The following is a 12,104-nucleotide window of genomic DNA, read 5'->3' on the forward strand; positions in this document are numbered from 1 at the left end:
ACCTAATTATCAACAAGGCATAAGAGCTATGAGGCTTATTCTATCAGCGTTATAGGCGACTTGTCGCCCCGACAGCTTAAAAATGCTAACACTATCTTAGTCAGTGACTACGAACAACTTTTATTATCCTCAGATATACAGCTAGTTCCCATCACTCAATCTGTACTGAGAACAGCAGCTAATTTAAGGGCTAATACCCATCTCAAAACCCCTGATGCTATTCATGCTGCGACAGCCATCAGTGAAGGTTGTACGCTGTTTCTCACCAATGACAATGGATTTCGTAATGTTCCAAATCTATCTGTTGTCATCCTGAGTGATGTTTTGGCATCATAATCATAGGCGATCGCAAAACTTATCCGATCGCAAATTCACTAAATTTTCGCATCATCGGCGCGTCAAACCCAAGTACAATATCTTCTTTGGGAACTCCCAACTCAACCAGTTCGTTAGCAATACCCACCTCAGTCCCATCCTGCTGAATCCAGATTTTATTGTCCATAATATCCAGGTGCAAAACCGGGCCATAAATTCGCCGCTGATTGCGCCAGCCTACATATACTAATTGATAATGATCGCGCTCGACATCAAAGATAGTTTGAGCCTGAATGCGCTCATCCCAAACAAGACTAGCGTGTTGGGAGAGCAGATTTTGAATGTGCTGCCTATAAAGGTCTACATTTGCCATTGTGCGATCGCCTCTTGCTCTATATCGTAAATCATCAAATGAATTTGATTTTGTTGAACTAAAGACTGAATAAACCCCATTGTGAAAAAACTATCGTAAACATTACTGGGTACTGCCAGGTATAAAATGCGGTCAGTTTCTTGTTGTTGTAAAGCTGCTCGATAACTAATGAATTGTCCTAAAGCTGTGTAAAATTGGGATATTTTCGATGGGCCAGTAAAGCTTTTGATTTCAACAGCGATTTTCTGTCCATCTTTTTCGGCGGCAACCACCTTTTCGGCACCCAAGTCGATGTAAAGTTCTAAACTTCCTGCCTGTAACGTGTATGGATCGTGAGTAATCTGCCATCCATCTTTCTGGAGAGCGATTTTAACGACTTCATGAAAGGCATCTTTAGCAGGCATGGTTGTACTGACTCGTTGTGTTTAATATCTTGGGTAGTTGTTGTATTTTAAGTATATGCGCTATTCATCTAGAACATCACTGACCCACGAGTAGTCAGAAACCGGGTTTTTTTCGAGAATACTTCGTTGAGGCCAGCAGAAACGGCAAAAAACCCGGTTTCTAAGATACGTTACTGACTAAACTGTTGCGCGTAGTAGCCAGCATATCGATCGCCCTTTTCGAGCAATTCCTCGTGCGTGCCAGATTCCACAATTCTGCCTTTTTCGATCACTAAAATGCGATCGGCTCTTCGCACAGTAGCCAAGCGGTGAGCGATAATAAACACAGTGCGATCGCGCATCAATCTTTCCAGCGCTTCCTGCACTAAACCTTCAGATTCCGAATCCAGCGCCGATGTAGCTTCATCCAAAATCAAAATTCTGGGAGCGAGCAGAACCGCACGGGCGATCGCAATTCTTTGTTTTTGTCCCCCAGATAAATTTACACCCCTTTCTCCTACCCAAGTTTGATAACCATCGGGAAACTCAGAAATAAATTGATGGGCGTTAGCAATTTCCGCAGCTTTTTGCACATCTTTCAGTTCATAATAAGATTGACCGAAAGCAATATTTTGAGCAATTGTACCCGAAAATAAAATCGTTTCTTGCGGTACAATTCCGATTTGTCGCCGCAGAGTATTTAAGGTGACATCTTGAATATCAATACCGTCAATTAAAATCTGTCCCGCTTGCGGATCGTAAAATCTCGGCAACAAATTTACTAAGGTAGTTTTCCCCGCACCGGATGCGCCTACGAGGGCGATCATTTCTCCGGGAAGCACCAACAAACTCATGTTTTGCAGAATGGGAACCCCCCCTTGCCCCCCCTTATCAAGGGGGGGTTGAGGGGGGTAGGCAAAATTAATGTTGCGGTATTCGACTTTGCCTGTAACATGGGGCAGTTCGATCGCGCCCGGTTTTTCGACTACTGTTGGTACAATAGCTAAGAGTTCAAAAATGCGATCGCTAGAAGCTTCTCCCTGCTTGAAATCGCCGTAATTTGCCGTTGTAATGGCGATCGGATCAATTAACAGCGCCACCCCTGCGATATAACTGATAAATTGAGTACCTGTGAGATTTCCTTGAGAAATTTGCCAACCACCCAGGAAAAACAGCAAAATCACGCTCATCGCTTCCAGAAAGCCAACTACAACGAACTGAAGTGCTTTTATGCGTTCTGATAAATACTTAGCGCGGCGGTTTTGTTCAGCTTCTTCCCCAAAGCGGGCAATTTCGTAGTCTTCAGCCACAAATGCTTTGATTAAACGAATGCCGCTAAATACTTCTGTCAGCAAAGCGGATAAATCAGAAATGCGATTTTGACTTTGCCGCGAGTAACTTAGCAGTTTTTCGCCAAACCAGCCAATTAAAATAGCCATCAGCGGTGCAATAATTAATGCACCCAAAGTTAATTGCCAGTTGAGATAAATCATATATCCCAGAACGGCAATTAGCTGCAAAACACAAGGGATAAATTGATGAAAAAATTTATTTACGACTTCGCCAATGCGGTCAATATCTTCGGTGAGGCGGTAGGATAAATCTCCGGTTTTGGCGGTTTCAAAGTAGCCGATATTGAGTTTTTGCAGGTGTGCATAAACTTTTTTACGGATTTCTAAAGCAATAGTCAAAGCTGCTTTTGCCATCAGCGTATCTTGACCGTACTGGGCCGTACCGCGAATCAGAAATATAACGGCGCTGAGTGCCGCAATTTGCCCGAATCCTTGTAAATCTCCTTTTCCTATAAATTTTGCTGTTTCGCCAACTAGCCACGCGATAATCGGCCAAAATATGGTAAATACTACGGTACAAGCTAATGCTTTACCGATGGTTTGTTTTTGGGGACGGAGGTAGGGTAAGATTTGCCAATATGTCGATCGAGTTTTCAAGATATTTTGCCCTCGCAAATTCTGTTTTTGGGAATCTCTGCAAGAATATTCAAACTTCGATCCCCCCTAACCCCCCTTAATAAGGGGGGGACAAGATTATTATTATTCAAAGTCCCCCTTTTGAAGGGGGATGCAAGGGGGATCTCTGCGTAAGTCATAGAGATATCTGAGCCTGAATATGATATCAGCGATCGGTAAATAATACTAATTCTCAAAACTCATGGAATAGTTGCTGTAGGGTGCGTCGCCATCTACAATCTTCAAAAACAGCGACAATCTCAAAGCGACGCACCTTACTATAACCTCGATCGGGTTTCTGGAAGTGGGTCGCCATCTATCAACAATCATTCTTGCCCGTCAGCATAAGTCGCTAGTACCTGAGCCCCCGCGACAACTTCGCCCCGAAAGGCGGCTGACTGTCCGGGTGCAAGAGTAACTGGTTCAGCGTCGATAAATCCGTTGTCAATTAAATTCCCTGACTCGTCCAAAACTTCATAATTGACTTTGACATTCTTGATTGTTTTGCAGCCTTGATTGACTACTTTACCGCTGAAAAAGTTGCCGTCATAATTTGCCGCAGCAATTGACACTTTCGCAGAAATATTAGAACCAGCAATGCAATTTTGGGAAGTTTCAGAATTTGGTGATTTTTCGCAGAGTTTGCCCAAATCTACTGTTTTGCCGTCGGGGGTTTTCATGTAGCAAAACGGCTCGTCAACTGGTGAGTTTTGAGCAATTGTATTTGTAGCATCTGCCAGCAAAGGGCGAGCCGATATCTGCGACATTAGCAAAGTTGATAAAGCTAGTGTAAAATGTAATATTTTCATATGTTTTATCGGGATTTGCTGAAATTAATTAGACTTGCATTGCATAAATATTTGATCGATCGGTCAACCGCAGATTTCAAGCGGATAAACACCGATGGACGCAGATCCATTCAATATAGTCTGCTTGAGAGTGCAATCTTGTTTAATGAAGGCGCACATTGTATTGTGCTATGATAAGACATCAAACTTTAGAAAGTAAAGTCATGGTCGCGACTCAAGATAACCCAAAACAAAAAACGGTAGCAATGACCGTCACTTGGGAGAAGTTGCCAGACGACTTCCAATTAGAAGAAAAACCAGTGGAGAATACAGGTCAACCGCTAATTGCTGGAGCACTGCGAGAAATCTTAGAACTGAGAGGATTTATCGGGCCACAAATGCTGATAGCCAGCAATTTTGGGATTTGCGCTACTGTCAACGGCGAGTTAGTTATCAAAGCACCAGATTGGGTTTATGTACCTTCCGTACTCCCGGTAGAATCGAGAAGAGACCGCAAAAGCTACACCCCAAACTTGGAAGGAGAAATCCCAAGCATTGTGATGGAGTTTTTGTCGGAAACAGACGGCGAGGAATATTCTATTAGACGTACTTTTCCTCCCGGAAAGTGGTTTTTTTACGAACAAATTCTGCAAGTACCAACTTACATCATTTTTGACCCTGAAAGTGGATTGTTGGAGGTCTATCGCTTGGAAAATGGCAATTACAAACTAGAATTTCCTGATGAAGAAGGTCGCCATTGGATAGCAGATTTTGGTTTGTATTTGGGAACTTGGCGGGGGGAAAAAGAACAGCGTACAGGTTATTGGTTGCGCTGGTGGGATGAAGCAGGAAATCTGCTTTTGTGGGGTGTAGAACAGATAACAGCAGAACGCGAACGGGCCGATCGCGAACGGGAACGGGCCGAACGACTGGCTGAGTATTTGCGCGATCGGGGAATTAACCCGGACGAGATTATTTGATAAGTTGTACGCCATAAGCTGTTGGGCATCTAAATTGTATTTTTGGGCGGGCTAGAAGCCCACCCCACAAGAATTAGATGCACGGGCTAGGAGCAACGGCAAACAAGCATTAGATACGCACCTTACGTTATTATCTAATACTCGGCTTTCTATTGCCAAGATTCTGCGCTCCGGGAACTTTCCGGCTCGGACGGCGACTGTTCAAACTGCTAGCAGTTCGAGCATTCAAAGCATCAGCAGAAGGTATCAAACCCAAATCTTGCAAAATTTCAACAGCCGCCCTTTGTCCAGTTTCGCAACCGCCTTCCATGTAACCTTGATTTTCCAGCGAAGTGTGTTCCCCGGCAAAATATAAATTGCCAACTCGTTCGCCTTCAACCCCGTACATTTGCGTCCACTGTCCGACTAAATAGCAGGCATAAGAACCTTTAGAAAAGCGTTCTCCCGGCCAATAAGCTCGCACCGCTTTGCCCGATCGCAAATTTCTCACTCCGGGAAAAACTCTTTCAAATTCGTTCAAAAATCTTTGTGCTTGGTCTTCTGGAGTTCCGCCGCCGATCGACAAACCCTGCTTTCCTCCTGTAAAATTAGTAACTAAACCGTTACCAGTAGGAGCAAAAGGCGTAGGTTCCCAGGTATTTTGGAATCCTAAATCGCTATAAACAGAAGCAGTCGATTGATAAATTTCCCGCCAAATGCGGCTGCGGTAGCCGGTAATTAACTTAGAATTGGTACCGTAGCCCAATTGCTCGATCGCCCTGCGTTTTGGTTGAGGCAAAGGTACGTTAATTTTAACGTCTCGCAGAGTGCTGAACGGCAAAGTTAACAAAACTCGCTCGTAAGTGCGCTCGAATGCGCTTTGTCCCGATCGCAAATTTACCCGATAGCGGCCATCAGGTAACAAAGTAATCGCTTCCAAAACCGTCCCCGCCTCGATCGAACCAGACAATTGATCCGCTAAACGGTTGACAATTTGACTGTTACCGCCTTCAATTTGATAGCGCTGGTCGCTGTTGCCGAACAATTCCAAACTGTTAGCTTCAGAACCGATTAAAAACAGCAGATTTAACGCCGACTGTTCCTCGGCATCTCTGCCGTATTCCGTTATATAAGCAATGCGGAGCAACTGCCGGAGAATCGTGCTAGTATCAGCTCCATCGAGATATTGAGCGATCGAAAGATTGTCCAATCTTTCCGCAGATTCCGTAAAATCAAGATAGCTAATTTCATCGCCAACCGCCTGCAAATCAGCACTAATTTTACTAGCTAGCGGCGCAAAATCTGCGATTAATTGTTCGAGAGAAAAGCGTCGCCCATCAAAGAAAAAAGTATCCTTCACCAATCCCCGCTGCACTTGGATGACATCGATCGCCCGCAAACCCAATTCCGTCGCCAGCGAAATTAAAGTAGTGTGGCCGGTGTCAATAAATTCTGCCCCCAACTCCGCCGAAATCAGCGTTCCAGCCACCTTGGAACCCGTGCGAATCCTCCCCCCTACGCGGTTAGTTGCCTCGATTATATCGGCGCGCACGCCCGCTTGACGCAAGCGATAAGCGGCCGTCAAACCCGCAATTCCCGCACCCACAACCAAAATGGGCGATCGTCCGCCCTGTTGAGCAAAAGCTCCCCCTCCCTCCCTGGTAAAAGTCGCAGCAGCGACTGCTCCCGCAGCAGCTAAGCCCCCGTGCAGCAAGCGGCGCCGAGATATGGGAGAATTGGGAATGCCATCGCTCAGCATCCCCAGCAGTTCATCAGCCGGAATGCCCGTTTCCCTTGATTTCTGGGCAATACTCGCAGCGCGGCGCAGCATTGCCATCAGTCCAGATTTAGCCATAATTAAGACACCCTCACAAAACAAAACTTTGATGTAAACTGGATTCTCGATCGTGCACTTTCCAGACTAAAGTCCAGAGAGATTTTTTTAATAATGCTAACCCTCAGAACACTGTTCGACAGCAAATTTTATCTCGAAAACAACCCAGATGTCGCCGTAGCAGTTGCCAGAGGCACGGTATCGAGTCCTTTCGATCACTACGGAAAAATTGGCAAATTTGAAAATCGCGACCCGAATGCCCTGTTCGACGCCAGCTATTATTTAGACACCAATACAGATGTAGCGACTTCAGCCAAACTCAACGGCTTTTCAGCAGCAGATCACTTTATTAGATTCGGTCAATTTGAACGACGCAACCCCAATCCTTTCTTCGATGTTGGTTTCTATCTAGCAAGCAACCCAGACGTTCAGACAGCAGTCCAAACAAATCAATTTACCGCATTTGAACACTACTTCAAAGCCGGTCAATTAGAAAACCGCAAAGCCAGCGTTTTCTTCGATCCCAGCTTTTATCTAGAAAAATATCCGCTGGTAGCAGCAGCAGTCAATAGCGGCGCAGTTAAAAGTGCGATCGACCATTACATTCAATTCGGTCAACAAGAAGGATTGTTGACTACTCTCCCCGATCCCGCCGACAATTTGAATGCAGCAAAAAATCTGGGTATTCTCACAGAAATTCAAACTGCGAGCGATTTTGTGGGAGCTGCTGAACCAGCCGACATTTACAGTTTCATCCTCAATACTCCCAGCCTTTTCAGTGTAACTGTAGACGGTTTGAGTGCAGATGTGGATGTAGAATTAATTCAGGATCTCAACGGCAACGGCGCAGTTGGATTAGACGATCTTATTGCTTCGTCTAACAATTTAAGCACGGCTTCAGAAACAATTGTCAGCAATGGGGCTTTGCCTGCGGGGACTTATTTCGTCCGCGTTTCTCAATTTCAAGGCGATACAAATTATGACTTGAGATTACTATCTGCTCCTGCTCCCACGCCACTTGTATGATAGGATGGTTTACAGCAGTCGAAGGCAGCCAAGGTCTGAAGGGGAAGGCAGAAGGCAGAATTAAATAAAATTTTTGAATTCAATAGACCTCTTGCAAAAATAATTACGACAGGCTAGAAGCCCATCCCACAATTTTTTTTTCTTGTGGGACGTTGCTCTGAGCAGCGTCCGAAAATTTGATTAAAAGGACTTTTGCAATCTTGTCTACTGAACCGTATTGGGGCATAACGGCCCGGATGCGGGCGATCGCCCTTAAGAGCGATCGCCCATTTAACCAGCAGACAAAAACCAGGGACTAATTAATTCCGCACAGACCACGATCGCACTTTACCCAAAGTAACCGGCATCACATCTATCACGTCAATTGTATAGCGGTAAACTTTCTTAGCTCGACTGCTATTTTCAGAATCAAAAAACTTCAATTTCACATCCCAACAGTCGCTATTCAGGCGGCAGAACGGGCTTTTTTCCACTTCGATGCTATCGAGTTCCATGCCTCTAGCAACGGCCTCGGCAAAGGTAGAAGCAGCTTGGAAAGCATTTGTCGCAGCGAAATTGAGAGCCCGATCGCGCGCAGTTTTCCCTAAGTTCCGCAAGTCGAAATAAATGCGGTGCAGGAAACTAACCAAAGAACGCCGTACCGCTTCCTCGCTCACATCACCCATTCCATCCCGCAGAGTCTCCAAAGCCGCACTTACGAGGCTATTAACAGACCAGCCATACATTCCCCGCGTCACTCGCGGTTCAATCACCGGCACCGATTGCCCAGAAAACAGTTCAACCGTGCCACCGCTGAGCCTTCCCGGGAGGCTCATCCGCTCGATGTAATCTTCGCTTTCTTGTGCAATCAACTGTGCTGCTAGCAATTGTATGAGGCCTTCGTACACATCCGCCCCAAACGACCCTTTCGGTTCAATGGCGTAAACCGGCGTTAATTCCTGATTCAGCGTCCAAATTAAAGCCTTTGCTTCCGATGGGTTTTGTTCCAGATAGTTCGCCATTTGGCGCGCATCGTAGGGGTTGGCGGGAACCGTCACGCCCTCAATTTCCACAGCCGGCATCAATTGTTTGAACGTATCGCGCCTCGCCTCGGTGCCGAAGTCGTAGCCCAAAGTTCCCAGGGCATAAACCAGCTTTGACGGAAGGCTCGCAGTGACGCCTGTTGTAGGTGTGTTGGGCGTGGTTGGAATTTCTGAGGAAGAGATTTCGCCGCCCCTATGCGAAGCTGCGATTGAACGTAACTCCCCATGATGAGGGAAGGCGGAAGTCACTGCACCCAAGAGCACGGGAGTTAGCGCACTCTCATCTATGATTGCTTCCCTCTCATCGGAATACAGCAATTGGGAGAAAGGTTCTGCACTAGCTGCAAGTTGAATTGGACTGAATGTCGAAGGCGCAACAGCCGCCAGCAGTTCCCCTGTCAGCAAGCGAACCGCACCGGGAATATTCAGTGTCCCCCGCAAGCAGCGTTCCGGTTCTTCCACCTCTTCAGGATCGCAGGGAATGGCGCTGTTTAAAATGGCAGCGCGAACCGCTTCAGCATTCGGCTTTTCGCCCCGCTGCAACTGCAAGCTCATTAACAAAGCAGAAACGCCCGTAATAATCGGAGCCGCGCAACTCGTGCCTTTATGCCGCGCAGGCTCGTCAGTTCCCGGTTGCGCCCCCAAAATATTTTCCCCAAATGTCATGATGCCTTGCTCCTGGTACTTCCCGCCCCAGTTGCTAAATTTAAACGGGATGCCGTCATCCCGCAGTGCGCCCACTGTGAGGACGTTCGGCAACACGGCGGGGACGCACCAGCACTCGCCTTTGTCGTTACCGCCGGGGGCGACAATCAAGATGCCGTTATCTTGACATTGCTTGACGGCGCGGCCAATTAGTTCGTGGGCGAGGCCGCTTTGGGTGGGGTGGCAGGCGGCGCAGTGGATGATATTTGCTCCTTGTTCCATTGCCCAATTGAAGGCGCGGGCGAGGTTGAGGGGGGAGATGAATTCGGTGCCTTCGCCGTTAATGTCGATGGGAATGTTGATAGCGGTGCAGCCAGGAGCCATGCCTGGGGCGGGGGAACCGTGCTGGCCGATAATGGTGCTGGCAATGTGGGTGGCGTGGAAGTCACAGCCGAGGCGGTTGAGGATGGGTTTGGGGATGGTTTCTTTTAGGGCTTCAATTTTTGCTTTTAAGGCTTCTTCTTCGGCGTTCGTTTCTTCTTCACTTTTTTTTAGCTCGGCCTTTTCTTTTTCTAGGGCTTCGATTTTCCACCATTGCTCTAAATAGGCGGGTTCGATCGCCTCTGGTTCTTCTTGCCAGTAGGGACGTAGTTGGCTGAAGTTTGCTCCTTGGAAGCAGGCGCGGGTCATGTCGGCGGAACCGTCGAGAACAGCGATTTTGATGCGCGGGTCGCCTAGAGTATGGGACCAAAGTTCAGGTATTCCAGGTATAGTGATTAAGTCAGGCATTGTGCGATTTTGTTGTTAAATCTTTATTGATTGAGTGTAAAACAAATTAGTTGGTGATATTTTTTTAAGCCATAAAGAGTTAGGTTTTCTCGTTAACAAAGGATTGATTGTAATACAAATTAATATTTTGAATGATTCCTGCCGACAATTCCCGTTCTGCTAAACCTACCCACATACTTTTTAACACAGGTTGTTGCTGGTAAAAGGCATGAACTTTGCGGGTTAGATCGTTGGCAGAAAAGTAATTTAAAAAGTTATTCTTATCTTCAAGGCGGTAATAAACAATCTTATTATCAGGATTAGCTTTGGAAAAACCCACCATCATCACATCACTAGCTTCTAATGGTTGCAAAGCAGGTAAGGACAAAACCTGTAATAATTGCTGCTGCACGTCAGTTCGCTGAAAGTCTTCTTTTTTAATTTCAGGATAAAGTTCAATTTCACTGCGACCATCTAGGAAAAAATCAAAGCCTATAACTAGGACACTGTAAATCAACAGCGCCCGAAATTCTTGGGTATCACAGCCGTGATTTAAGGCTACTGCTGTTTCTAATCTTTCTGGATAATCTTTAATTCTGAAAATAAGTTTTAAGCGAGAATTTGCAACTTCTGGGCGCAAATCAACGCCTGTTTGTAAACCTTCTACTTTACTCCAGTCAAAATTGTGTCCTAGAAATTCTTGTAATAAATCATAATTAATTGTTACGCCGACCCGTCCTGCGACCTGACGAAAGAAGCTTAAAATCTGTTTGAATGAATCTGCAAATTTTCTGTCTTGTCCAAAACTGAGGTTGAAACGAGCAGGATAAAGTCGCTCTCGTTCAATTTTGCAAGAAAACTCAAGACCGCATTCTCCTGTTTTTGCTACCAGTTGCTCAAAGATATCTAGGGGATAGAGAGATTCTATTTCAAAGGCATTTTTATGGGCACCAATCGCCTGTAGTTTTGCCTCACTATTTAATATATTATTGTAGGTAAGCATGGGTTTATAAATTTATTGGTTTCAGTGAAATGCCAAGAAAACGCCGTGATCTTAAAGTTGGATACTCTTACCATATCACCACCCGTTGCAATAACCGCGAGTTTAAATTAGGACGGCGCGAATGTCGGGAGGTGTTTCTCTATGCAATTAAGAAAGCGTTGGATAAATACAAGTTTAAGCTCTACGCTCTTTGTATCATGTCCAACCACGTTCATTATCTGCTCGAACCGGATCAACCGGAAGACTTGCCGAAAATTATGCACTTTCTTAATTGGTACACAGCCATGTGTTTTAACCGGATGTTAAGGCGGACAGGGCATTTTTGGGAAAAGCGGTATTTCTGTGATGGGTTTCCGGCTTCAGATAGGGAAAGAGCCTTAAATACCTTGCGCTACATTCACGGCAATCCCAAAGCTGCAAAAATGCGTTACGGCTTTTTCTACGACTTCAGTAACTACGGCAGCTACGAACGTTTAACTGATGACGGGCTAACTCAATGGCATCCCGCTTTTTTGCGACTGGGGAACAGCTTAGACGAATGTGCCAAAAAATACAAAGGTTTTTGCCAGAAGTACAAACCCAAGCAGAAGAACCCAACCAAGTGCCACTGGGGTAGCAAGCTACTCGGCGGGGTTCACCTTGAGAATAAGGCCTCAACCACTAACTCACCCAAAAAATCCAAATCCCCTTCCGTTCCACCCCACCCCCGTGCCAGGTATCGGAAGACGAAGAACTAACAAGGGTTGTACGTCAATTCATCGCTGCCAATAGAGCGCCAAAGGAGGTAGAAACTGAGTTTTGACATTTTTTGAGGTGAGTGATACTGTGGAAGTGATTACTCCGCGTCGTCGCCAGCAAAAGGAATAGCCACCACGTTCAACCAAGAGGCCGCCAGGCCGACATGGCTACTAGCTGAAGTGGCAGTGGTGTCCCGTTGCACAGGTGCAGTTTGAATGGGGCGCAAAGATTTCTTCTTCATAATACAAGTCTCCTTGAATTTTGGGTAGATTTTCCGACGGCT

At 46.0% G+C, this 12,104-nt stretch carries 12 protein-coding genes; 4 read left to right on the forward strand and 8 right to left on the reverse strand.

Annotated elements, in window-relative coordinates; translation table 11 throughout:
• Nucleotides 1–60: 60 nt before the first annotated feature.
• Nucleotides 61–336, forward strand: coding sequence for a type II toxin-antitoxin system VapC family toxin (locus tag QUB70_RS25880; RefSeq protein WP_332984324.1), 276 nt, complete (start codon nucleotides 61–63; stop codon nucleotides 334–336).
• 19 nt (nucleotides 337–355) lie between these two features.
• Here QUB70_RS25880 and QUB70_RS25885 read toward each other — a convergent pair whose 3' ends face one another.
• From QUB70_RS25885 to QUB70_RS25900, 4 genes are all read right to left on the reverse strand, one after another.
• Nucleotides 356–688, reverse strand: a complete 333-nt coding sequence (locus QUB70_RS25885; protein WP_332984326.1) for a XisI protein — start codon at nucleotides 686–688, stop codon at nucleotides 356–358.
• A complete protein-coding gene (locus QUB70_RS25890) occupies nucleotides 676–1,092 on the reverse strand; it encodes a XisH family protein (RefSeq protein ID WP_332984327.1) in 417 nt (138 codons plus the stop codon). The genes QUB70_RS25885 and QUB70_RS25890 overlap by 13 nt, the downstream gene beginning before the upstream one ends.
• 170 nt (nucleotides 1,093–1,262) lie before the next feature.
• Complete coding sequence (locus tag QUB70_RS25895) at nucleotides 1,263–3,020, reverse strand: ABC transporter ATP-binding protein (RefSeq protein WP_332984328.1); 1,758 nt, start codon at nucleotides 3,018–3,020, stop codon at nucleotides 1,263–1,265.
• A gap of 344 nt (nucleotides 3,021–3,364) precedes the next feature.
• Nucleotides 3,365–3,847: an FxLYD domain-containing protein gene (locus tag QUB70_RS25900; RefSeq protein ID WP_332984329.1), complete on the reverse strand. Its 483-nt coding sequence runs from the start codon at nucleotides 3,845–3,847 to the stop codon at nucleotides 3,365–3,367.
• A gap of 203 nt (nucleotides 3,848–4,050) precedes the next feature.
• Between QUB70_RS25900 and QUB70_RS25905 the strand changes: the two genes are divergently transcribed.
• The gene (locus QUB70_RS25905) at nucleotides 4,051–4,806 is read left to right on the forward strand and encodes a Uma2 family endonuclease (RefSeq protein WP_332984348.1); all 756 of its coding nucleotides are present in this window, start codon (nucleotides 4,051–4,053) and stop codon (nucleotides 4,804–4,806) included.
• A gap of 130 nt (nucleotides 4,807–4,936) precedes the next feature.
• Here QUB70_RS25905 and QUB70_RS25910 read toward each other — a convergent pair whose 3' ends face one another.
• Nucleotides 4,937–6,640 carry a flavin monoamine oxidase family protein gene (locus QUB70_RS25910; RefSeq protein ID WP_332984330.1) on the reverse strand — a complete coding sequence of 568 codons (1,704 nt, stop codon included), beginning with the start codon at nucleotides 6,638–6,640 and terminating at the stop codon, nucleotides 4,937–4,939.
• 93 nt (nucleotides 6,641–6,733) lie between these two features.
• Between QUB70_RS25910 and QUB70_RS25915 the strand changes: the two genes are divergently transcribed.
• On the forward strand, nucleotides 6,734–7,645 hold the full coding sequence (locus tag QUB70_RS25915) for a PPC domain-containing protein (protein ID WP_332984332.1): 912 nt from the start codon (nucleotides 6,734–6,736) through the stop codon (nucleotides 7,643–7,645).
• A gap of 299 nt (nucleotides 7,646–7,944) precedes the next feature.
• Here QUB70_RS25915 and QUB70_RS25920 read toward each other — a convergent pair whose 3' ends face one another.
• Both QUB70_RS25920 and QUB70_RS25925 read right to left on the reverse strand, forming a co-directional pair.
• Nucleotides 7,945–10,101 carry a S8 family peptidase gene (locus QUB70_RS25920; RefSeq protein ID WP_332984333.1) on the reverse strand — a complete coding sequence of 719 codons (2,157 nt, stop codon included), beginning with the start codon at nucleotides 10,099–10,101 and terminating at the stop codon, nucleotides 7,945–7,947.
• Between the two features lie 79 nt (nucleotides 10,102–10,180).
• Nucleotides 10,181–11,083: a LynF/TruF/PatF family peptide O-prenyltransferase gene (locus QUB70_RS25925; RefSeq protein ID WP_332984334.1), complete on the reverse strand. Its 903-nt coding sequence runs from the start codon at nucleotides 11,081–11,083 to the stop codon at nucleotides 10,181–10,183.
• A 29-nt stretch (nucleotides 11,084–11,112) separates the two neighbouring features.
• On the opposite strand from QUB70_RS25925, the gene QUB70_RS25930 reads away from it, so the two are divergent.
• Nucleotides 11,113–11,820 carry a transposase gene (locus QUB70_RS25930; RefSeq protein ID WP_332984335.1) on the forward strand — a complete coding sequence of 236 codons (708 nt, stop codon included), beginning with the start codon at nucleotides 11,113–11,115 and terminating at the stop codon, nucleotides 11,818–11,820.
• A gap of 98 nt (nucleotides 11,821–11,918) precedes the next feature.
• Here the strand turns inward: QUB70_RS25930 and QUB70_RS25935 are convergent.
• Nucleotides 11,919–12,104: anacyclamide/piricyclamide family prenylated cyclic peptide (locus QUB70_RS25935; protein WP_332984337.1), on the reverse strand; the 186-nt coding region annotated here is incomplete at its 5' end.

It is taken from the genome of Microcoleus sp. A003_D6, from assembly GCF_036702825.1.
Lineage (GTDB): Bacteria > Cyanobacteriota > Cyanobacteriia > Cyanobacteriales > Microcoleaceae > Microcoleus.